Source organism: Nocardia donostiensis (genome assembly GCF_002081715.1).
Taxonomy (GTDB): domain Bacteria; phylum Actinomycetota; class Actinomycetes; order Mycobacteriales; family Mycobacteriaceae; genus Nocardia; species Nocardia donostiensis.
Genome location: NZ_MUKP01000007.1, coordinates 85044 through 105387, shown reverse-complemented (window position 1 = coordinate 105387; position 20344 = coordinate 85044). Strand labels below are relative to the sequence as shown.

Sequence of the window (20344 nt, the reverse complement as noted above, 5' to 3'; positions counted from 1 at the left end):
CTCTTTCGATCAGCGTTTGGCGGCAACGGGGTTGGTCAGCGTACCGATACCGGACACGGTCACCGACACGTTTTGTCCCGAGTTCATCGGACCGACGCCCTCGGGGGTCCCGGTGAGGATGACATCGCCCGGCAGCAAGGTCATCACAGCAGAAACCCATTCGATGAGCGCGGGAATATCGTGCAGCAGCAACGAGGTGTTGCTGCGCTGGCGGACCTCGCCGTCGAGTTCGGTGACGATCTCCAGATCCGCTGGGTCGGCAGTGGTTTCGATCCAGGGGCCGAGCGGGCAGAAGGTGTCGTATCCCTTGGCCCTGGTCCACTGTCCGTCCTGCTTCTGCTGATCGCGCGCGGTGACATCGTTGGCGACGGTGTAGCCGAGCACGACGTCCTTGGCGCGGGCGGCGGGCACGTCTTTGCAGGGACGGCCGATCACCACGGCCAGCTCACCCTCGTAATCGACCTGGGAAGAGTTGGGTGGCAACAGGATAGGGGCATTGGGTCCGATGATCGACGTGCTCGGCTTCATGAAGATCACCGGTTCCTCGGGCGCTACGCCGCCCATTTCCGCGGCGTGCGCGGCATAGTTCTTACCGACGCAGATCACCTTGCTGGCGAGGATCGGGGCGAGCAGGCGGACATCGGCCAGCGGCCAGCTCCGCCCGGTGAACGTCGGAGTGCCGAAGGGGTGTTCGGCGATCTCCTTGGCGACCTCGCCGCCTTCGATGCTGACGAACGCGACTCCATCCGGACTGGCAACTCGACCTAGACGCATGCCCGGCAGTCTATCGGCCGCCACCTGCCCGAACGCGCCCGACCGGGCGGTACGAATTCGTAGTGTGCCCCACCGCCCCACCCGCTCCCCTGCGGTAGCGCCCCTGCGGCCGCCGAGCGGGTGTACCGTGATGGCCGTGACTCATTGAATGAGATTCATGTCCCATATTATGAGATACGGAGTGAGTGTCGATGGCCGAATCATCACACGCGGCTGCCACCGAACGAGACGACGAACCGTCGTCAGGGCGGGTTACCGCACGCCGCACCACACCGTCACGGCGCTGGGCAATGCTCGGTCTCGGCGTTTTCGCACAGGCGGCGAGCGCAGTGTTCGTGCACGGCGTCCCGTTCCTGCTGCCCGCGCTGACCGACCGCGGTATGCCACTGGCCACGGCAGGTCTGCTGGTCGCGATGCCGACCATCGGCCTGGTCTGCACGCTCATCGCATGGGGCTATCTGGTCGACCGGGTCGGGGAACGCACGGTACTGGTGGCCGGGCCGCTGCTGATGGCGGCCGCGGGCGCGGGAGCCGCCATGACAACGAACTATCCCGCGCTGGGCGCGCTACTGTTCCTCGGCGGAGTCGGGGCGGCGAGCACCAACGGCGCCAGCGGCCGCGTCATCGTCGGCTGGTTCCCGCCGCGGCGGCGCGGGCTCGCCATGGGCATCCGGCAGACCGCGCAGCCACTCGGTGTCGGCGTCGGCGCCATGGCGATACCGGCGGCGGCATCGGAGTACGGTGTCGCGTCCGCGATTCTGGTGCCCGCACTGATGGCCGCAGTGGCGGCGGTGGGCTGCCTGTTCGGGATCGTCGATCCGCCGCGGCCCACCGGTGCGGCCGCCGACCGGGCGAATCCCTATCGCGGGGCCGCTACGCTCTGGCGCATCCACGGCGTCTCGATCCTGCTCGTGATCCCCCAGGGCACGGTGTGGACCTTTGCGCTGCTGTGGTTGCACCGCGATATCGGCTGGTCGCTCCCCGCCGCGGGAGCGCTCGTCACAGCAACCCAACTGCTCGGCGCACTGGGACGCATCGGTGCAGGCGCATGGTCGGACCGAGTCGGCAGCCGGATGGGACCACTGCGCATCGTCGCCATCGCAGCGGTGACGAGTATGGCCGCACTCGCCCTTACCGCATGGACCCAATGGTGGTGGGCCGCCATCCCGCTGCTGCTGATCGCCTCGGTGGTCACCGTCTCCGACAACGGCCTCGCCTTCACCGCGGTCGCCGAAATCGCCGGCCCCTATTGGAGCGGCCGCGGCCTCGGTATCCAGAACACCGGCCAGAACCTCGCCATGGCGGCGGTCCCACCGGTGTTCGGCGCGCTCATCACCGTCGCCGGTTTCCCCGCCGCCTACCTGCTGGCCGCCTTCCTCGCGGTCATCGCCATCCCATTGGTCCCAGCCGACCCCGCGCGATAAACCCGTCACGCCGGAAGCTGCCATCACTCGGCAGCCGTCGGGTCGACGCAGCCGGTATCGCACACCGGCCGCCACAATGGTCCTGGGCGCCGGTGTCAGCAGCGTCGCTCTGGATCAGACGGCGGCAGCGATACGGTCGCCGATTTCCACGGTGGAAGCCGGACCGGTGCGGGTGGTCAGGTCCTTGGCGACGGCGGTCTCGATCCGGGCGGCGGCTTCGCTGTTGCCGAGGTGTTCGAGCAGCAGCGAGACCGACAGGATGGCGGCGGTCGGGTCGGCCTTGGACTGGCCCGCGATATCGGGGGCGCTGCCGTGCACCGGTTCGAACATGCTCGGGTTGGTGCGGGAGGCATCGATATTGCCGCTGGCGGCCAGGCCGATACCGCCACTGACGGCGGCGGCGAGGTCGGTGATGATATCGCCGAACAAGTTGTCGGTGACGATCACGTCGAAACGCCCGGGATCGTTGACCATGTGGATGGTGGCCGCGTCGATGTGCTGGTAGGCGACCTCGACATCGGGGAACTCGGCGCCGACCTCGTCGACCGTGCGCTGCCACAGCGAACCGGCGAAGGAAAGCACATTGGTTTTGTGCACCAGGGTGAGATGCTTGCGGCGGGCCTGCGCCTTGGCGAACGCGTAGCGGACGACCCGTTCGACACCGAAACGAGTGTTGGTGCTGACCTCGGTGGCCACCTCGTGCGGGGTGCCGACACGGATCGCGCCGCCAGTGCCGGTGTAGGGGCCTTCGGTGCCTTCCCGGACCACGACGAAGTCGATCTCCGGGTTACCCGAGAGCGGACTGGTGACGCCGGGGAACAGCTTGGACGGCCGCAGGTTCACGTGGTGATCGAGGGCGAACCGGGTGTGCAGCAGCAGGCCGCGCTCGAGCAGACCGCTGGGCACCGACGGGTCGCCGATCGCGCCGAGCAGGATGGCGTCGTGCTGTTTCAGCTCGGGCAGCACCGAATCGGGCAGCACCTCGCCGGTAGCGTGGTAGCGCTTGGCGCCCAGATCGTATTCGGTCTTCGCTACACCGGGTGCGACCACGTCGAGGACTTTGAGCGCCTCGGCGATGACCTCCGGCCCGATCCCGTCGCCGGGGATGACAGCAAGCTTCATAACAACCACGCTTTCACGACAGCAATGTTCGAGTTCAACCGACCCGCGCAACACCGCGGCGCACCCGGATCAACAGGTGCGCCGCGGTTCGCGAGATCAGAACAGGTCGACCAGCACGACCTTGGTGGCTCCGACGGCATCGGCGATCGCGGACTGCACATCCGCCGGAACCTCGCGGTTGACCCGCAGAATCACAGTGGCGCCTTCCTTGTCGACGTCCTGAGTGAGCTGAGCGGCCAGGATGTCGACGTCGGCCTCGCCGAGCTTGGTGCCGATCTTGCCCAGCGCGCCCGGCCGGTCCGCGTAGTTCAGCACCGCCAAGTTCAGGCCCTCGGCACGCATATCGTAGTTGCGGCCGTTGATGTTGACGATCTTCTCGACCTGCTGCGGTTCGGTCAGGGTGCCCGCCACGTTCAAGGTGCGACCATCGCCGAACACCGCACGCAGATCGACCACACTACGGTGGCTCGGGCTCTCCGATGCTGTGGTGACCTCGGTGGTGATACCGCGCTCGGTGGCCAACGCCGGTGCGTTGACGAAAGTCACCTGATCCTCCACATGCTCGGAGAACACGCCGCGCAGCGCCGAAAGCTCCAGCACGCCGACCTCGTCGGAGGCCAGCTCACCGCGCACCTGGATCTCCAGGCTCACCGGCAGCTCGTCCGACAGCGCGCCCAGCAGCACACCCTGCTTGCGCACGATGTCCAGCCACGGCGCCACCTCGTCGCTCACCGCGCCACCGGTGACGTTCACCGCGCCGGGAACGAACTCACCGGACAGCGCCAACAGCACCGACTTCGCGACATCGGTGCCCGCCCGGTCCTGCGCCTCGGCGGTGGAGGCACCCAGGTGCGGGGTCACCACGACCTGCGGCAGGTCGAACAGCGGACTGTCGGTGCATGGCTCGGTCTCGTAGACGTCGATACCGGCGGCACGGACATGACCGGACTTGATCGCTTCGGCCAGCGCGGCCTCGTCGACCAGCCCACCCCGCGCAGCGTTGACGATGATCACGCCCGGCTTGGTCTTGGCGATCGCCTCCTTGCCGATCAACCCCTTGGTCTCCGGGGTCTTGGGCAGGTGGATGGAGATCAGGTCGGCGCGCTCCAGCACCTCGTCCAGGCTGAGCAGTTCGATACCGAGCTGCGCGGCGCGGGCCGGGGACACATAGGGGTCGTAGGCGACGATCTTGGTTTCGAACGCGGCAAGGCGAGCTGCGAACAACTGACCGATCCGGCCGAGGCCGATCACGCCGACGGTTTTGTCGAAGATCTCGACACCGTTGAACTTGCTGCGCTTCCAGGTGCGCTCACGCAGGGTGGTGTCGGCGGCCGGGATCTGGCGTGCGGCGGCCAGCAGCAGAGTGACCGCGTGCTCGGCGGCGGTGTGGATATTGGAGGTGGGCGCGTTGACCACGAGGACGCCGCGCTCGGTAGCGGCGGGCACGTCCACGTTGTCCAGGCCGACGCCTGCGCGCGCCACGATCTTCAGGTTCTTGCCCGCTTCGAGCACCTCGGCGTCGACGGTGGTGGCCGAGCGGACCAGCAGTGCATCGGCCTCAGGAACGGCGGCCAGCAACGCCGGCCGGTCCGGGCCGTCTACCCAACGGACCTCGACACCGTCACCGAGCGCGTCGACGGTCGACTGGGCGAGCTTGTCGGCGATCAGAACTACAGGACGGCCTGCTTGGCTCACGTGGGTTACTCCTGGAAGGAAGGGACGGCAGTTACCTCGGCCAAGCTTAGTTGCCTTACTTTCCCCCACTGGCTACCCCCTGGTAGGGCGCCTGTCGTCAGTACGCGGAGCGGGTTCTTTCCTGCCGCAGACACAGACCTGCCCCGGACTCCGCGCGAAGCCCGGGGCAGGGGGTTGCCGGCCGAGATCAGCCGCCGAAGGAGCCCGTCCACAGGGTGTTGACCAGACCGTGGAGCGCGGCACCCAGGGTGTCGAAAAGACCGTTCACGGCGGCACTACCGGTGTCGATGATAACGGGGATCATTTATTTACCTCTCGCTCTTTCGGTTAGCCCAGTTGAGCTGGTTTACATACAGAACATCGAGGGTCGATCGAATATGGTTACAGCATTGTTCGCGATAGTGCTGTAGGCCACAACGACCACCACGTCGTGATCGAGCCCACCCAGATACCGCTCCTATCAGGGCGATTGAGGTGGTACGCGGGCCGCACCCCTCGCCACAGCCGGACCTACCCACGCCCCGAGGCCCCTGTTGGCCATTCGCGGAGCAGAAGCCACGCATATTCTCCACGCCCCAATTCCTAGGGCATGGCCGGAACACCCGCTGCTGCCGGCCGTGATCCGTTGTTTATCGTTTCGTTAATGGTCCTGGACCGCTCGCGGAACATATTCACCCCTTCGACTGCCCCGGCTCGGTCGAGGCATCTGCCTTCCCGCCTCTTGCGTTCCCTTCTCGACGGTCTCGACGTCGTCGCCCCCCATCGACGTGCCTGGAGCCGAGCTCGAACATCGGGTCCACCAGCCGCGCCTGGCTATCTGTCGCCGGCCCTCGACAGCGATTGCGGTTCATTCGCGGCAGCCCGCACCCCTACCGGTCGCCGCGGCCCGCCGGTGCCCCTCGAGCCGCCGCCCCCATCTACCCCCTGACGCAACGAGCCCCCCGCACCGCTGTCGGTGCAGGGGGCTCGCCCAAGTCACTCTGTTCAGATGGTGCGAACGTCCTGAGCCTGGGGGCCCTTCTGGCCCTGGCCGATCTCGAACTCCACCCGCTGGCCTTCCTCGAGGGTCCGGAAACCCGAGCCGGAGACCGCCGAGTAATGCACGAAGACGTCAGGCCCGCCTCCGTCTTGCGCGATAAAGCCGAAGCCCTTCTCGCTGTTGAACCACTTCACGCTACCTTGAGCCATGTTACTTACTTCATACTTCCTGTAGACGAGCCAGGCATATCACGTTCGATTGCCTGATCTCCCTGACAACGATGCCACGAGCCGGGAAGTTCCTCCACAACAAAATGGGGTGACTGTGAGGTAACCAACGCGGAGCCGGACCGTGGATCGTGCTGCTTCCCCTGGTATGCCGCAAGCATGCCGTCTGATGGCCAGAGCCTTCGCCGCTACCCGTGACGTTCGCATTCGACCCCATGTCCCGACACAAAACCGCACTGGTGTGACACGCATCTGATGCACTATCTCCGCCGTAAACGACGGGCTACGCGCTCCATACTCGGTCGCTCGGGCGGCAACGCCCCAGCGAGACCGCAGGGCGGGTGTACGCCAGGAGCGTAATCCGAGTCCGATCCGTTGGCCTGAGCCTAAGCTCCTACCATGACCGAGCCCCGCAGACTCCACGCGATTCCCGGTGGCGGCACCGATCGGCCGCACCCGCAGCTGCCGGATGAGCCCGAACCCCTGTGGCGCGAAATGCTCGGCGGGCAATTGCGCACGCTGCGCCGCGAGCAGGGCGAAACGCTCGCCGAAACTGCCGAGCGCGCGGGGATTTCCCCGCAATACCTCTCCGAGGTCGAACGCGGCCGGAAAGAACCGTCGAGCGAGATGATCGCCGCGTTGGCCGGTGCCCTGGGCACTACATTAGGGCAGCTCACCGGACAGGTGGCCGACGAGCTACGTACCCGCCGTCGCCCCGCCGCGACCTCTCGGCCCGTTTCCAGGCCGACCCTCACACTCCGCGCGGCCTGACCCGACCTGCCGAGGGCGGCGCTCAGTCGAGACAACCGCCGCCCTCGGCAGCACCTTGTGTAGGTCAGGACTGGTGAACGACGAGCGGCCTTACCCGCTGCTGAACTGCGGGTTTTCGGACAGCGGTCAGCTCCTCATACTTCACGCGGCGCCAAGACTCGGTCCACCAGCCCGTACTCGACGGCCGCCCTGGCGGTGAACACCCGGTCCCGATCGGTGTCGTGCCGCAGCCGTTCCACCGTCTGACCGGTGTGCCGGGACAGAATGGATTCGATCTCGGCCCGCATCCGCACCAGCTCATCGGCCTGCAGAATCAGATCAGGGATGGCGCCCTGGCCCCGAGCCGCGGGCTGATGCAGGACCACCCGGGCGTGCGGGAGCATCGACCGATTCCCCGGGGCGCCGCCGGCGAGCAGGACCGCGCCCACCGCGATGGCCTGCCCCACGCAGGTGGTGTGCACGGGCGCGCCGATGTGCTGGATGGTGTCGTAGACCGCGAGCATGGATGGCAGGTCGCCGCCCTCACAGTTGATGTAGAAGTCGATCTGCTGCCCGGGGCTCTCCGATTCCAGGTGCAGTAGTTGCGCGATGAGCGCGTTGGCGACACCGGAGTCGATGGGTGTCCCGAGGTAGACGATCCGCTCGGCAAGCAGATGCGAATAGATATCGGTGATCCGCTCGCCACGCGGATGCTGGGCGATCACATTGGGAATCGTGTAGGTGCTCATGCTGTCTCTCCTCGACCCGAGTGCACTCTCGGCCGCACTCTGCGAAATGCGTCTGCGCGAACGGCGCTGCTCACGCGGAGATCCCGACGCGCCGCCGCTGCGGGACGACCTGCGCGAAATCGTCCACGATATGGTCGATGAACCCGTATTCCTTTGCCTGCGTAGCGTTGAACCAGCGGTCGTGCAAGGAATCGTCGTACACCTGGTCGTACGGCTGCCCGGTGTCCTCGGCGATCAGCCCGAGCACCGTTTCCACCGTGTAGCGCAGGTCGTCGGCCTGAACCTCGACATCGACAGCACTACCACCGATCCCCGCCGACCCCTGATGCATCAAAATCCGGGCATGCGGCAACGCGAAACGCTTACCGCGACTACCAGAAGAAAGCAGGAACTGCCCCGCACTGCACGCCAAGCCCAGAGCCAGAGTCGACACCGAGCAGGGCACCAACCGCATGACATCACGAATAGCGAGCATGGCCGGAACCGAACCACCCGGCGAGTGAATCCACAGCGAAATACCAGCTTCGCCGTCCTCGGCAGCAAGAGTGAGCAGCTGAGTGGTCAGCAGGGTGCCGTTGTCGTCGTCGAGCGGACCATCCAGAACAAGGATGCGCCGGGCCAGCAGTTGTTCCCTTGCCCGCCAACCGAACAGCGGGGTTTTGTCATCGTGAGCCATGTTTTCACGGTGCCCCACCAGAACGACGACCGGAAGTGCGTGCTGCTGTGAGCGGATCTGCTCTCAGCAGCGCGCCCGGAACTGGCCCTCAGTAAACACAGCCGGAGCGGGTCAGTGAACGACGCTAGGGTCTCCCAGGACGAATCTCGGGGGTGTATGGAGACGAGTTACCCCGCAGCAGTGGTCATTTCAGATGTGAAGATGAAACACTCCACTTGCGGAAACCGGGGCGGAACTCCAGTTGCGAGAGATGATCTTCGATCACCTCGCACGCCAGATGGCCGAGAAGGGCACGTTGACGCGGGATGAGCTCACCGCGTTCGCGGTCGGCAACGATGTACACCGCCTTATCGACCAAAATCGAGGGATCTGGAATCCGCGTCACCTCTCGGCAACTCTCTCCATCGTATCGAAGCCCGGCAGCCCGTACTCCGATGCCGAAATCGGCGATTCGATGTTCGCTTACTCCCACCGAGAAGGTAGCACTGCAGGCGACAACACCAAGCTCAGGCGAGCATTCGAGCTTCGGTCCCCCATCATCCTGCTGCGATGGCTCCAGCCCGGAGTGTATGTTCCGGTGTTCCCGGTCTACGTGATATCCGATGACCTCGAGCGCCGCCGCTTCATCCTCGCCCTGGACGAGAAACTGCTCGACGTCGAGGACCCATTTCATCTCGATCCCATCGAACGCAGCTACGCGCAGCGATTGAAGAAGCAGCGGCTGCATCAGCCGGAGTTCAGGGGACGCGTACTTCTCGCCTACGACAACAAATGCGGCGTGTGCAGCCTCGGCCACCGACAACTGCTGGACGCAGCGCACATCACCGCAGACAGCGAGGAGCAGGGCACTCCCGAAGTGGTGAACGGCCTGTGCTTGTGCAAAATTCACCACGCCGCCTACGATGCGAACCTGCTCGGCATCTCACCTGACTACCGCATCGTCGTCGGCGAGAAACTACTGCAGAATCCTGACGACAACCCGATGGTTCGGTATGGCTTCCGCGATATGGCGGGGCGAAAGTTGGCACTACCGTCTCGCCGTAGCGACCGGCCGTCACGTGAACGCCTGGAAACATGGTTCGCTGCTTTCCTCGAGGCCAGCTGACACGCCGCGTTGGTGCAAGATAGCCGACCGAAATCTGTTTCCGTGCTCCTCTAGATACAGCTGAGTATGACGAATCGTCATACTCGAGGCTGATTCTTCCCCGAAATGGGTGCTTTCCCCCATGACGTCGCCGCCCGACTGAGCAAGAGTGTTTACGTGCCGACCATCCCTACTCCAACGACGTTGCGGCGCTGTGTATCGCGGACCGATACGCGCGGTGGCGTCCGGAGCGGCTGTGGTGGCCTGCGCAGGTTCACGAGAAAGGATTCGACATTGTTCTCCCCACACAGATCTACCCCCTTCCGCAGGGCAGCGGCCCGTATCGCGGTTGCCGGTGCCTTGACCGTGGTTCCGCTGGCGGCGGTAGCGGTTCCGGCGGCGGCCTCCCCGGCCCCGGCTGAGCCCGGTGTCACCGAAATCAGTCGGCCCGGCCACCGCCACTGGGACGACCACCACCGGCACAACCGGCACCGTCATGATCGTGGCTGGGACCGGGATTGGGACCGCGGCTGGGATCGCGACGACCACCGCAGCTGGCATCGGCACGGCCACGACGGGGCCCGCTGGCTGCTGCGACATGTGCTGCCGCGCGGAGTGTTCGGCAGCAGCTGAACCGCGTGACACGACAACGGCTCGGTACGTGCGCCACGCAGTGCCGGGCCGTTGTCGGTCGGCGCCTCACCACGTCAGTGACGACGTCCGCAGTTCCGCGATCGACATGCCCCGGCGTTTCCGTACCAGTCCGCGCAGAGTCCCCGCGTTGAGGTAGCCCACTTTGGCGGCTATCGCTTCCAGGGTCAGGGGGGTGGTGCGCAGCAGGTGGGTGGCGTGTTCGAGGCGGATGTTGTTCACGAAATCGCGGGGTGAGATGCCGAGTTCGGCCTGGGTGGCGCGTTGCAGACTGCGTTCGGTGACGCCTAGTTCGCCGGCTACGGCGGCGATGCGGAACTGTTCGCCGAGATGGGCGCGGACCCATCGTTCGAAGGCGGCGGTAAGCGAATTACCGTGGGCGACCACTTCTGTGACGATGTAGTTGCCTTGGGTTCTGCCGTCGCCGACAACGAGATACCGGGAGGCCAGTTCGGCGACGGCGGGGCTGTCCACTTGTATCAGGGACAGGGCCAGGTCCAGGTGGGACAAGGCGGCGCCGGCGGTCGTGGCGCGGGCGCTTCGGCACAGGGTGCGGGATTCGTCGAGGGCAATGGCGGGATAGCGGCGGCGGAAGGTGGGGCCGAGCCACCAGCTGGTGGTCGCCGGGAGGCCATCGAGAATGCCTGCCTCGGCCAGGAAGAAGGTTCCGGTGCAGGCGGCGGCGATATGCGCACCGGATCGGTGAGCCAGCCGGATACCGTCGAGCACGGGTTTGCTTTCCGGCGCCGACACCAGTTCGATCAACGGGGCCGCGTCGAACACCCGGACCGCAGGCACGATCATCATGTCGAGTTCGGCGAACCCGTCGGGTGCAGGCAAGTCCGGCAGCGGGACGGTCGGGACGGTGAAACCGCTGCTGGAGCGCACACTCGAGCCGAAGGAAACGATTCGTATCCGCCACGGTGGGGGTGGCGACGGGACGGTATCGCGCACGGCGTTGGCGGTACCGAACGTCTCGAGCAGAGCGGAAAGCCCGAATTCGGCCACACCGTCCACCACGAAGATCCCAACCTCCATGTCGGGAATGGTACTGAAGATGTCGTATCCGACACTGACGCACAGCAAACCTCCGGCATAGCCTTGGCACGGGTAGCTCGCCGAGCGTCCGTTACCGCGGATGGCGGGTAGTGCCACCTTCTCTGTTCCATGACGTCATCGGAGTTTTCGCATGCCCTCGATCGCCACTACAGGCACCCACCACATCCGGCTCACCGTTACCGATATCCAGAAATCACGCCGCTTCTACGAGGAAGTGCTCGGTTTCCCGGTGGCCGTCGAATCACCTGGAAGCCCTGAAGATCCGAGTGTTCGCACCGACCCGTTCCAGCTCTACGGCGGGGTGGTGTTCCAGGCGAGCGGGATACTGCTGGGGTTGCGACCGGTGGCGGCGCAGTCCGATCGGTTCGACCCCGACCGGGTCGGCCTCGACCACCTCAGCTTCTCCGTTTCCTCCCGCGACGATCTGGTTGCCGCGGCGTCCCGACTCGACAAGGCCGGGATCGAACACGGCGAGATCATCGAAATGGGCGACTTGGGCATCGTGATCCTGTCCTTCGACGATCCGGACGGTATCCAACTGGAACTCACCGCGCCGTTCTGACGCACCACCGGGAACGGCCGTAGGCAACGATTCAAAGGGTTCGACATGACCGACCAGGACGACCACAGAGACGATGCGCTACCGCCGTTCCCTCAGCTATGGGCCCGCTGGGCGATTATCGCGGCCGGGTTCGCCGCCGCGGGATCACCGTGGGGGCCGCGGATTTTGCCGTCGGTTGCCTGGTTCGAAAGCACCGCACGCAGTGGGTCCACGCTATATGCGCTGCCGGGTGGGCGGGCAGTGCTGTCGGGCGGTGTGTGGGACCGCTGGACAAGTGCACCCGATACGATCTGCTCCGAATCACCCGACTGGGCAGTGGACCCGATGTTGAATCCCGGCGCGGACCCGAGGCTGCGAACGTTCTGTTACTGGTGGCAGGACCGATGCTGGCATCGGAGCGAGCCGTCGTCGCCCTGGGAGTGGACAGCCGCGTTACCCGATATCTGGACCGACGACGCGGTCGGCGACACTCTCGGCTCCTTGGTGTCCGGGCGTCCGGACACCCGACAGCGCGCGAGCGTGGCGACGCTGATCCACGCCGCCGGAACCGCGGTAGTGACCCAGGAGGTAGTGATGGACGTCTTCGGAGCCGGTGACCTGTTCGACATCGACTGCGCTATGGATCAATTCGCGATGGCGGGACTCACCTCGGCACCGACTCGGCGCCCACTCCCTGTCGCGGCTGGTGAGGGACGGTAACACGACAGACGGCCCGACACCTGCGAAGGCAGGTGCCGGGCCGTTGGACGTAACAGCCTGGTATCAGGCGGTTTCGGTGATGGGCCGGTCGACCCAGCTCATCAGGTCGCGCAGTTTCTTGCCGGTGACCTCGATGGGGTGCTCGGCGTTCTGCTTGCGCAGGCCTTCGAGTTCCTTGTTGCCGCCTTCGACGTTGGCGACGAGGCGCTTGACGAAGGAGCCGTCCTGGATGTCCTTCAGGATTTCCTGCATACGCTGCTTGGTGCCTGCGTCGATGACACGGGGGCCGGACAGGTAGCCGCCGAATTCGGCGGTGTCGGACACCGAGTAGTTCATGCGAGCGATACCGCCCTCGTACATGAGGTCGACGATCAGCTTCAGTTCGTGCAGGACCTCGAAGTAGGCCATTTCGGGGGCATAGCCGGCTTCGACCATCACCTCGAAACCGGTCTTGACCAGTTCTTCGGTGCCGCCGCAGAGCACGGCCTGCTCGCCGAAGAGGTCGGTTTCGGTTTCTTCCTTGAAGGTGGTTTTGATGACGCCGGCGCGGGTGCCGCCGATGGCCTTGGCGTAGGACAGGGCGAGCGCCTGGCCTTCACCCTTGGGGTCCTGGTCGACCGCGATCAGCGCGGGCACGCCCTTGCCGTCGACGAACTGGCGGCGCACCAGGTGGCCGGGGCCCTTGGGGGCGACCATGCCGATGGTGACGTTCGCGGGCGGCTTGATCAGGCCGAAGTGGATGTTGAGGCCGTGGCCGAAGAACAGGGCGTCGCCGTCCTTCAGGTTGGGCTCGATGTCGTTGGTGAAGATCGACGCCTGCGCGGTGTCAGGGGCCAGCAGCATGATGACGTCGGCCCATTCCGACACCTCGGCGGGGGTGCCGACGGTCAGGCCTGCCTCTTCGGCCTTCGGCCGCGACTTCGAGCCCTCGGCGAGACCGACACGGACCTCGACACCGGAGTCACGCAGGCTCAGCGAGTGGGCGTGCCCCTGGCTGCCGTAGCCGATCACGGCGACCTTGCGGCCCTGGATGATCGACAGGTCGGCGTCGTCGTCGTAGAACATCTCGACTGCCACGATGTGGTTTCCCTTCTGACGGAAGTCCCCGCAACACGGGGAACGGTTATATGAACTAAGAACTACCGCGTAGCCGTGATCGACTTCGGACCACGACCAAGCGCGACAACGCCGGATTGCACGATCTCGCGGATCCCGTATGGTTCGAGCATGCGCAGCAGCGCGTCGAGTTTGGACCGGGTTCCGGTCGCCTCGACGGTGAGCGCATCCGGCGAGACGTCGATGACCTTGGCCCGGAAGAGGTTGACGGCCTCGATCACCTGGGTGCGCACACTGGCGTCGGCGCGCACCTTCACCAGGATCAGTTCGCGTGCCACCGAGGTTTCGGAGTCCTGCTCGACGATCTTGATGACGTTCACCAGCTTGTTGAGCTGTTTGGTGACCTGCTCCAGCGGCAGCTCCTCGACGGTGACCACGATGGTCATCCGGGAGACATCCTTGACCTCGGTCGCCCCGACCGCCAGCGATTCGATGTTGAACCCGCGGCGGGAGAACAGGCTGGCCACCCGGGCCAGCACGCCCGGCTTGTCCTCGACGAGGACGCTGAGTGTGTGGGTGCTGCTCATGCTTGGTCCTGCGCCTTCTCGTGTCCCATGGCCTCGTGGATGACGGCGGGCTCGGCGGCCTGCTCGTCCTCGTCGAACAGCGGGCGGATACCGCGCGCTGCCATGATCTCGTCGTTGCTGGTGCCCGCAGCGACCATCGGCCAGACCTGTGCGTCCTTACCGACGATGAAATCGATCACCACGGGACGGTCGTTGATCGACTGTGCTTCCCGGATCGCGGCCTCGACGTCTTCCTCGCGTTCCACCCGGATGCCGTGGCAGCCCAGCGCCTCGGCGAGTTTCACGAAATCGGGGATACGCAGACCGTGCGTGCCCAGGTCGGTGTTGGAGTAACGCTCCTCATAGAACAGGGTCTGCCATTGGCGGACCATGCCGAGGTTGCCGTTGTTGATCAGCGCGACCTTGATCGGCACGCCCTCCACGGCGCAGGTGGCCAACTCCTGGTTGGTCATCTGGAAGCAGCCGTCGCCGTCGACCGCCCACACCTCGCGGTCGGGCATGCCCATTTTCGCGCCCATCGCGGCGGGCACGGCGTAGCCCATGGTGCCGAGACCGCCGGAGTTCAACCAGGTGCGCGGTTTTTCGTACTTGATGAACTGGGCGGCCCACATCTGATGCTGGCCGACACCTGCGCAGTAGATGGCGTCGGGTCCGGCGAGGCGGCCGAGCGCTTCGATGACGTATTCCGGCGACAGTGAACCATCCGAGGGAGTGGTCCAGCCCAGCGGGTAGCTGTCGCGGACACCGGCGAGATAGGTCCACCACTCGGTCAGGTCGAGCTGCTGACCGGCCGGATCGGATTTGATGGTTTCGATCAGTTCGGCGATGACCTCGCGGCAGTCACCGACGATCGGGACATCGGCGTGCCGGTTCTTGCCGATTTCGGCGGGATCGATATCGGCGTGGATGACTTTCGCGCCGGGCGCGAACGAATCCAGCTGGCCGGTGACCCGGTCGTCGAAACGAGCGCCGAGAGTGATCAGCAGATCCGATTTCTGCAGCGCCGCGACCGCGGCCACGGTGCCGTGCATCCCGGGCATCCCCAGGTTGAGGCGGTGGCTGTCGGGGAACGAGCCGCGCGCCATCAGCGTGGTGACCACCGGGATGCCGGTCAGTTCGGCCAGCTCGAGCAGTTCGGCCGAGGCGTCGGCCTTGATCACGCCGCCGCCGACGTAGAGCACCGGCGAGGTGGCTTCGGCGATGAGGCGGGCGGCCTCGCGCACCTGTTTGCCGTGCGGTTTGGTGACGGGACGGTAGCCGGGCAACCGTAGCTCCGGCGGCCAGCTGAAGGTGGTTTCACCCTGCAGCACGTCCTTCGGAATGTCGACCAGAACCGCCCCTGGCCTGCCGCTGGCGGCCAGGTGGAAGGCTTCGGCAATGATCCGCGGGATATCGATGCCCTCGGTGATCAGGAAGTTGTGTTTGGTGACCGGCATGGTGATACCGGAGATGTCGGCTTCCTGGAAGGCGTCGGTTCCGATCAGGCCGCGGCCGACCTGGCCGGTGATCGCGACGATCGGCACGGAGTCCATCTGCGCGTCGGCGATCGGGGTGACCAGGTTGGTCGCGCCGGGACCAGATGTCGCCATGCAGACGCCGACCTTGCCGGTGGCCTGGGCGTAGCCGGTGGCGGCGTGCCCCGCGCCCTGTTCGTGGCGGACCAGCACGTGGCGAACCCTGGTGGAATCGAACAGCGGATCATAGACAGGAAGGATGGCGCCGCCAGGAATGCCGAATACGGTGTCGACGCCGAGCTCCTCGAGCGACCGGACAACCGACTGCGCGCCGGTGACCCGCTCTGGCGGGACCTGGCGGCGGGTCGCCTGGGTCGTCGAGGTGCCGGTGGCCGATGCCGGCTGATTGACCGAAGGCGCTGGCCTGCGGGCCGAGGAGGGCCCGGGTCGTGCGGTAGGTGCGCTCACCGTCTTGGTTCCTTACTGTTTTGTCGTTTCGACCCCGGACGAACCGTGGATGGGGCGTTCGCGTCGCCGACACGAGGTCCCTGACACAAAAAAGCCCTCGACAGCGCGTGGCTGTTCGAGGGTGGCGCGTCGCGGCGCGAGCTGACGTATTCGACTCAGGCAGTCGGGCTCAACGCTGGACGCGCCGGCCGATTACGAGCAACTCGTTTCGATTCACGCGCATGACGGTATGTGTGCGTGCGGTGAACAGTCAAACAGCCTGCCACCATCTTCCCATTATGTGGGACGACAGTGGGTGCTCTAGTCCGTCCGCCGAGATGCGAGGATGGTGGTGTGTCATCTCCGCATCAGTCCGTGCCACCGGCTAAATCGTCCCATATCCCCGAGGGGGGAAAGGACACGGGTGGGGCGGGCACCGAAGAGAATGTGACGCATGTCATCCGGGTGACTCGCCTGGCCTTCCTCGGGGTGTTCCTCCTGCTGATGTGCGTGTTCTTCCCGATCGTCGGCTGGCCGGCCGGGCTGTGGTGGCTGCTGGTGCTTCCACTCGGAGTTCTGGTGTGGGTGCTGCGTATGCAGACCACGGTCTCCTCGGCCGGGCTGGATCTGCGGACGGTGTTCGGCTCGCGGCATATCGACTGGGATCGGGTGCGCGGGCTGCGCATCCCCACACGAGGCTTCGTGCGCGCCCATCTCGACGACGACACCGAGGTGAAACTGCCCGCCGTGAGCTACGACCGGCTGCGCGAACTGGTGGAAGCTTCCGACGGACGCATCCCTGACCCGTTCGCTCGCCCCGACGTCGCCGATGCTCCTGCCGAAGGCGGAGCGAACACCACCGAAAGCACCCAGGTGGCCATCGAAGACACCGACACCGACACGCCTGTGGGCTCGGATAAGTCTGTGGGCACCGACAAGACCACGACCTCGGACGAGACCACGGACACCGACAAGATCACTGGCTCCGACGGACACTGATAAGACCTCGGTGCGGGCAAACACGGGCCCGGGCACGGACATCGGCGTGGTCACGACCGCGACAAAGACACCGGCACGTAACAACCCGCGCCCAGCACCGCCGGTCGGCGCCGCCCCCCACGGGAGTAACGTGAAGTAACGCCGATCGAACCGGACCGGTGCACTCCGCTTGTGCCCGGCACCGGCGGCGTCGTCGCATATCCAGCCCCGCGACCCGACCGAGGACACCCATGCCACCGCTTCGTTCACGCACGACCACCATCGGACGCAATGCCGCAGGCGCGCGCGCCCTATGGCGGGCCACCGGAATGACCGATAACGACTTCGGCAAACCGATCGTCGCCATCGCGAACTCCTACACCCAGTTCGTTCCCGGGCATGTCCACCTCAAAGACGTCGGCGATATCGTGGCCGACGCGGTCCGCGAAGCCGGTGGCGTGCCGCGCGAATTCCACACCATCGCCGTGGACGACGGCATCGCCATGGGCCACGGCGGCATGCTGTACTCGCTGCCCAGCCGCGAGATCATCGCCGACTCGGTCGAATACATGGTCAACGCGCACACCGCCGACGCGCTGGTGTGCATCTCCAACTGCGACAAGATCACCCCGGGCATGCTGAACGCCGCCATGCGGCTCAATATCCCCGCGGTGTTCGTCTCCGGTGGGCCGATGGAGGCCGGTAAGGCCGTGGTGGTCGGCGGTGTCGCGCAGGCGCCCACCGATCTGGTCACCGCGATCTCCGCCAGCGCCAACACCGCGGTGACCGATGACGGACTGAGCGAGGTCGAGCGCAGCGCCTGCCCTACCTGCGGCTCCTGCTCCGGTATGTTCACGGCGAACTCGATGAACTGCCTCACCGAGGCGCTGGGTCTCGCGCTGCCGGGCAACGGTTCCACGCTGGCCACGCACGCCGCGCGGCGCGCCCTGTTCGAGCGGGCGGGCCGTATCGTCGTCGATATCGCGACCCGCTGGTACCGCGACGACGACGATACGGTGCTGCCGCGAAACGTCGCCAATGCCAAGGCTTTCCGCAACGCGATGACACTGGACGTCGCAATGGGCGGCTCCACCAACACCGTGCTGCACACCCTGGCCGCCGCCCAGGAAGGTGAGATCGACTTCGATCTGCAGACCATCGACGAGATCAGCCGGCGGGTGCCGACCCTGTCGAAGGTCGCCCCCAACTCCGATTACCACATGGAGGACGTGCACCGAGCAGGCGGTATCCCCGCGATCCTCGGCGAACTGCGCCGCGCCGGGCTGCTGGAAACCGACGTCACCACGGTGCATACGCCAACGCTGGACGAATGGCTCGACACCTGGGACATCCGCTCCGGTAAGGCCTCCGACGCGGCGATCGAACTGTTCCACGCCGCCCCGGGCGGGGTGCGCACCACCGAGGCGTTCTCCACCGAGAACCGCTGGTCGTCACTGGACACCGACGCTGCGGGCGGCTGTATCCGCGATCTCGAGCACGCCTACACCGCCGAGGGTGGCCTGGTGGTGCTGCGCGGCAACCTCGCCACCGACGGCGCCGTGCTCAAGACCGCTGGCATCGACGAGGAGCTGTTCTCGTTCCAGGGCCCGGCAGTGGTCGTGGAATCCCAGGAAGAGGCCGTGTCGGTGATCCTGGGCAAGAAGATCCAACCCGGCGATGTGCTCGTGGTCCGTTACGAGGGTCCGGCCGGTGGGCCGGGAATGCAAGAGATGCTGCATCCGACCGCGTTCCTCAAGGGTGCGGGCCTGGGCAAACAGTGCGCGCTGATCACCGACGGTCGTTTTTCCGGCGGCACTTCGGGCCTGTCGATCGGCCATATCTCGCCGGAGGCTGCCAGCGGCGGTGCGATCGGGTTGGTCGAGAACGGTGACCAGATCCGCATCGATGTCGCCACCCGCACGCTGGAGGTGCTGGTCGACGACGCCGTGCTGGCGGAGCGGCGCGCCAAGATGGACGCCAGGGAACAGCCGTGGGCGCCGGTGCAGCGGGACCGTCCGGTGACCACCGCGCTGCGTGCCTATGCCGCGATGGCGACGTCCGCCGACAAGGGCGCTGTCCGGCACGTGCCCTGACCCTGCGACCGGACCGGATCGGCCGCTCCCGTCACACATATGCAGGAGCGGCCGATTTCCGTTCGGGCAGGCAGACGCTGATCTCGCGGGATACCGGCCTCTCGCCGCATGCCGGTCAGCAGCGGATCCAGTGGTGACTCCGATCGACTGCGTGCCGCTGTACTCGCACGGAGGGGCGTCGCGGGCTCGGTCGGTGTCTTTCCTGGTGGGTGGCTCCGCTGCGGGCTCTTCCCGCGATCAGTCGAACGGGCCGATTCCGGTGAGCGGGTTGCCGTCGTGCAACCACCACCAGGTGGCAACCGCCGCGGCGATGGCCAGCAGCAGCACCACGAACGAACCGCCGTACGGGCGGGTGGCCCAGCCGCGGCTGCGGTCGAACGACCAACGCCCCGGACCGGTGAGGATGAGGGCGGCCGCGGTACCGGCGAGGATGGTGTCGAGCTCTACCGCGTTCTGCCCCATCGAGTACTGGAAACCCGGCTCCATACTCTGTTTCAGGAACCACGCGTTGAGGATGACCGCGAGCACCGCGCCCGCGGCCAGCGGTGTGGCGAGGCCGAGTATCAGCAGCGCGCCGCCGCCGACCTCGCCCGCGACGAGCATGGCCGTGGCGAGTGACGGGTGGTCCCAGCCGCCCTCCTCCAGCGACTGACGCATACCGTCCAGGCCGGGTCCGTCGAACCAGCCTGCCAGCTTCTGCAGGCCGTGGTAGAGGAAGGTGCCGCCGACGACCAGCCGGAGCAGGAACAGGCCGAGATCGAGGGTGCCGCGCCTGGTGTCGCCGTTGCGGGCGCGCAGCCTGTTGTTCCCGGTCGGCGCGTTCGTCGCGGGCGGGATGCTGGCATAGGAGTAGGTTTCGCCGTGTGGCTGCGCTGTGGTGGGAGCAGCACCGGCACCCGCAGCACCTGCACCTGCGGCGCCGGTAGCGCCCGCCGCGGGCACTTCCTCGCCTGGGTCCAAGCCGAGTTCGTCGTCGGTGCGGGGCACGTCCTTGCCGAGGTCGGGACGGTTCGTACGCGGCAGCTGCTCGGTCGGCCGGACACCACCGGAAGCCGGATCGTGCACAGGCGGTGACGCCTCCGACAAGGGCCCAGCGGACCCTGCCGCGGCGGCTGCCTCGTCTTTCGACTGGTCACTCATAGCACACAGCCTAGAACGCCTGCGCCTGCCTGGGCGCGGCAATGCGGAATAGCGTGTCAGGTTCACGAATACGCGATACACGTGTTGGGAAGGACCCGGAAGAGGCACCGATGCGGGTGCTTCCGTTACGTTTGGGGG

At 66.1% G+C, this 20344-nt stretch carries 20 protein-coding genes; 8 read left to right on the top strand and 12 right to left on the bottom strand.

The window, feature by feature from the left end:
• Nucleotides 1-9: 9 nt before the first annotated feature.
• On the bottom strand, nucleotides 10-774 hold the full coding sequence (locus B0T44_RS06900) for a fumarylacetoacetate hydrolase family protein (RefSeq protein ID WP_077115829.1): 765 nt from the start codon (nucleotides 772-774) through the stop codon (nucleotides 10-12).
• Nucleotides 775-1064: 290 nt separating this feature from the next.
• Here B0T44_RS06900 and B0T44_RS06895 point away from each other — a divergent pair, with 290 nt between their 5' ends.
• Nucleotides 1065-2198, top strand: a complete 1134-nt coding sequence (locus B0T44_RS06895; RefSeq protein ID WP_077115828.1) for an MFS transporter — start codon at nucleotides 1065-1067, stop codon at nucleotides 2196-2198.
• Nucleotides 2199-2312: 114 nt separating this feature from the next.
• On the opposite strand, the gene B0T44_RS06890 is transcribed toward B0T44_RS06895, so the two are convergent.
• The 3 genes from B0T44_RS06890 to B0T44_RS06880 all read right to left on the bottom strand — a co-directional run bounded on the left by B0T44_RS06890 (nucleotide 2313) and on the right by B0T44_RS06880 (nucleotide 6203).
• Nucleotides 2313-3320 (bottom strand): 3-isopropylmalate dehydrogenase, encoded by a 1008-nt coding sequence (locus B0T44_RS06890; protein ID WP_077115827.1) that lies wholly within the window; start codon nucleotides 3318-3320, stop codon nucleotides 2313-2315.
• Nucleotides 3321-3416: 96 nt separating this feature from the next.
• Nucleotides 3417-5015 carry a phosphoglycerate dehydrogenase gene (gene serA, locus B0T44_RS06885; RefSeq protein WP_077115826.1) on the bottom strand — a complete coding sequence of 533 codons (1599 nt, stop codon included), beginning with the start codon at nucleotides 5013-5015 and terminating at the stop codon, nucleotides 3417-3419.
• A 984-nt stretch (nucleotides 5016-5999) separates the two neighbouring features.
• Complete coding sequence (locus B0T44_RS06880; protein ID WP_077115825.1) at nucleotides 6000-6203, bottom strand: cold-shock protein; 204 nt, start codon at nucleotides 6201-6203, stop codon at nucleotides 6000-6002.
• A gap of 417 nt (nucleotides 6204-6620) precedes the next feature.
• Here B0T44_RS06880 and B0T44_RS06875 point away from each other — a divergent pair, with 417 nt between their 5' ends.
• Nucleotides 6621-6992 carry a helix-turn-helix domain-containing protein gene (locus tag B0T44_RS06875; protein ID WP_081511729.1) on the top strand — a complete coding sequence of 124 codons (372 nt, stop codon included), beginning with the start codon at nucleotides 6621-6623 and terminating at the stop codon, nucleotides 6990-6992.
• 134 nt (nucleotides 6993-7126) lie between these two features.
• Here B0T44_RS06875 and B0T44_RS06870 read toward each other — a convergent pair whose 3' ends face one another.
• From B0T44_RS06870 to B0T44_RS27895, 3 genes are all read right to left on the bottom strand, one after another.
• Entirely contained in the window at nucleotides 7127-7720 is a 594-nt protein-coding gene (locus B0T44_RS06870; protein WP_077115824.1) for a ClpP family protease, read from the bottom strand.
• A gap of 70 nt (nucleotides 7721-7790) precedes the next feature.
• The gene (locus B0T44_RS06865) at nucleotides 7791-8396 is read right to left on the bottom strand and encodes a ClpP family protease (RefSeq protein WP_077115823.1); all 606 of its coding nucleotides are present in this window, start codon (nucleotides 8394-8396) and stop codon (nucleotides 7791-7793) included.
• Nucleotides 8397-8580: 184 nt separating this feature from the next.
• The gene (locus B0T44_RS27895; protein WP_254893662.1) at nucleotides 8581-9123 is read right to left on the bottom strand and encodes a hypothetical protein; all 543 of its coding nucleotides are present in this window, start codon (nucleotides 9121-9123) and stop codon (nucleotides 8581-8583) included.
• Between B0T44_RS27895 and B0T44_RS27890 the strand changes: the two genes are divergently transcribed.
• Both B0T44_RS27890 and B0T44_RS06855 read left to right on the top strand, forming a co-directional pair.
• Nucleotides 9103-9501, top strand: coding sequence for an HNH endonuclease (locus B0T44_RS27890; protein ID WP_254893661.1), 399 nt, complete (start codon nucleotides 9103-9105; stop codon nucleotides 9499-9501). The two genes, B0T44_RS27895 and B0T44_RS27890, sit on opposite strands and share 21 nt — an antisense overlap.
• 273 nt (nucleotides 9502-9774) lie before the next feature.
• A complete protein-coding gene (locus B0T44_RS06855) occupies nucleotides 9775-10113 on the top strand; it encodes a hypothetical protein (RefSeq protein ID WP_139347744.1) in 339 nt (112 codons plus the stop codon).
• A gap of 66 nt (nucleotides 10114-10179) precedes the next feature.
• On the opposite strand, the gene B0T44_RS06850 is transcribed toward B0T44_RS06855, so the two are convergent.
• Nucleotides 10180-11169, bottom strand: coding sequence for a GlxA family transcriptional regulator (locus B0T44_RS06850; protein ID WP_077115928.1), 990 nt, complete (start codon nucleotides 11167-11169; stop codon nucleotides 10180-10182).
• A 151-nt stretch (nucleotides 11170-11320) separates the two neighbouring features.
• Here B0T44_RS06850 and B0T44_RS06845 point away from each other — a divergent pair, with 151 nt between their 5' ends.
• Nucleotides 11321-11752, top strand: coding sequence for a VOC family protein (locus B0T44_RS06845; RefSeq protein WP_077115820.1), 432 nt, complete (start codon nucleotides 11321-11323; stop codon nucleotides 11750-11752).
• Between the two features lie 45 nt (nucleotides 11753-11797).
• Nucleotides 11798-12451 (top strand): hypothetical protein, encoded by a 654-nt coding sequence (locus B0T44_RS06840; RefSeq protein WP_077115819.1) that lies wholly within the window; start codon nucleotides 11798-11800, stop codon nucleotides 12449-12451.
• Between the two features lie 63 nt (nucleotides 12452-12514).
• On the opposite strand, the gene ilvC is transcribed toward B0T44_RS06840, so the two are convergent.
• The 3 genes from ilvC to B0T44_RS06825 all read right to left on the bottom strand — a co-directional run bounded on the left by ilvC (nucleotide 12515) and on the right by B0T44_RS06825 (nucleotide 16016).
• Nucleotides 12515-13516 (bottom strand): ketol-acid reductoisomerase, encoded by a 1002-nt coding sequence (ilvC, locus tag B0T44_RS06835; protein WP_175647975.1) that lies wholly within the window; start codon nucleotides 13514-13516, stop codon nucleotides 12515-12517.
• Between the two features lie 74 nt (nucleotides 13517-13590).
• Nucleotides 13591-14094: an acetolactate synthase small subunit gene (ilvN, locus tag B0T44_RS06830; RefSeq protein WP_077115817.1), complete on the bottom strand. Its 504-nt coding sequence runs from the start codon at nucleotides 14092-14094 to the stop codon at nucleotides 13591-13593.
• Complete coding sequence (locus tag B0T44_RS06825) at nucleotides 14091-16016, bottom strand: acetolactate synthase large subunit (RefSeq protein WP_077115816.1); 1926 nt, start codon at nucleotides 16014-16016, stop codon at nucleotides 14091-14093. The genes ilvN and B0T44_RS06825 overlap by 4 nt, the downstream gene beginning before the upstream one ends.
• Nucleotides 16017-16349: 333 nt before the next feature.
• On the opposite strand from B0T44_RS06825, the gene B0T44_RS06820 reads away from it, so the two are divergent.
• Together B0T44_RS06820 and ilvD are read left to right on the top strand one after the other, a co-directional pair.
• Nucleotides 16350-16994 carry a PH domain-containing protein gene (locus tag B0T44_RS06820; RefSeq protein WP_245839283.1) on the top strand — a complete coding sequence of 215 codons (645 nt, stop codon included), beginning with the start codon at nucleotides 16350-16352 and terminating at the stop codon, nucleotides 16992-16994.
• Between the two features lie 230 nt (nucleotides 16995-17224).
• Complete coding sequence (gene ilvD, locus B0T44_RS06815; RefSeq protein WP_077115815.1) at nucleotides 17225-19066, top strand: dihydroxy-acid dehydratase; 1842 nt, start codon at nucleotides 17225-17227, stop codon at nucleotides 19064-19066.
• Between the two features lie 237 nt (nucleotides 19067-19303).
• On the opposite strand, the gene B0T44_RS06810 is transcribed toward ilvD, so the two are convergent.
• Nucleotides 19304-20206, bottom strand: coding sequence for a DoxX family protein (locus B0T44_RS06810; RefSeq protein ID WP_081511727.1), 903 nt, complete (start codon nucleotides 20204-20206; stop codon nucleotides 19304-19306).
• Nucleotides 20207-20344 lie beyond the last annotated feature (138 nt).

Excerpts from the sequence above, each read along its gene's own strand:
- B0T44_RS06900 (WP_077115829.1), bottom strand. The coding sequence starts at position 774 with ATGCGTCTAGGTCGAGTTGCCAGTCCGGATGGAGTCGCGTTCGTCAGC.
- B0T44_RS06895 (WP_077115828.1), top strand. The coding sequence starts at position 1,065 with ATGCTCGGTCTCGGCGTTTTCGCACAGGCGGCGAGCGCAGTGTTCGTG.
- B0T44_RS06890 (WP_077115827.1), bottom strand. The coding sequence starts at position 3,320 with ATGAAGCTTGCTGTCATCCCCGGCGACGGGATCGGGCCGGAGGTCATC.
- B0T44_RS06880 (WP_077115825.1), bottom strand. The coding sequence starts at position 6,203 with ATGGCTCAAGGTAGCGTGAAGTGGTTCAACAGCGAGAAGGGCTTCGGC.
- B0T44_RS06875 (WP_081511729.1), top strand. The coding sequence starts at position 6,621 with ATGACCGAGCCCCGCAGACTCCACGCGATTCCCGGTGGCGGCACCGAT.
- B0T44_RS06870 (WP_077115824.1), bottom strand. The coding sequence starts at position 7,720 with ATGAGCACCTACACGATTCCCAATGTGATCGCCCAGCATCCGCGTGGC.
- B0T44_RS06865 (WP_077115823.1), bottom strand. The coding sequence starts at position 8,396 with ATGGCTCACGATGACAAAACCCCGCTGTTCGGTTGGCGGGCAAGGGAA.
- B0T44_RS27895 (WP_254893662.1), bottom strand. The coding sequence starts at position 9,123 with ATGCAGCCGCTGCTTCTTCAATCGCTGCGCGTAGCTGCGTTCGATGGG.
- B0T44_RS06850 (WP_077115928.1), bottom strand. The coding sequence starts at position 11,169 with ATGGAGGTTGGGATCTTCGTGGTGGACGGTGTGGCCGAATTCGGGCTT.
- B0T44_RS06845 (WP_077115820.1), top strand. The coding sequence starts at position 11,321 with ATGCCCTCGATCGCCACTACAGGCACCCACCACATCCGGCTCACCGTT.
- B0T44_RS06840 (WP_077115819.1), top strand. The coding sequence starts at position 11,798 with ATGACCGACCAGGACGACCACAGAGACGATGCGCTACCGCCGTTCCCT.
- ilvC (WP_175647975.1), bottom strand. The coding sequence starts at position 13,516 with ATGTTCTACGACGACGACGCCGACCTGTCGATCATCCAGGGCCGCAAG.
- ilvN (WP_077115817.1), bottom strand. The coding sequence starts at position 14,094 with ATGAGCAGCACCCACACACTCAGCGTCCTCGTCGAGGACAAGCCGGGC.
- ilvD (WP_077115815.1), top strand. The coding sequence starts at position 17,225 with ATGCCACCGCTTCGTTCACGCACGACCACCATCGGACGCAATGCCGCA.
- B0T44_RS06810 (WP_081511727.1), bottom strand. The coding sequence starts at position 20,206 with ATGAGTGACCAGTCGAAAGACGAGGCAGCCGCCGCGGCAGGGTCCGCT.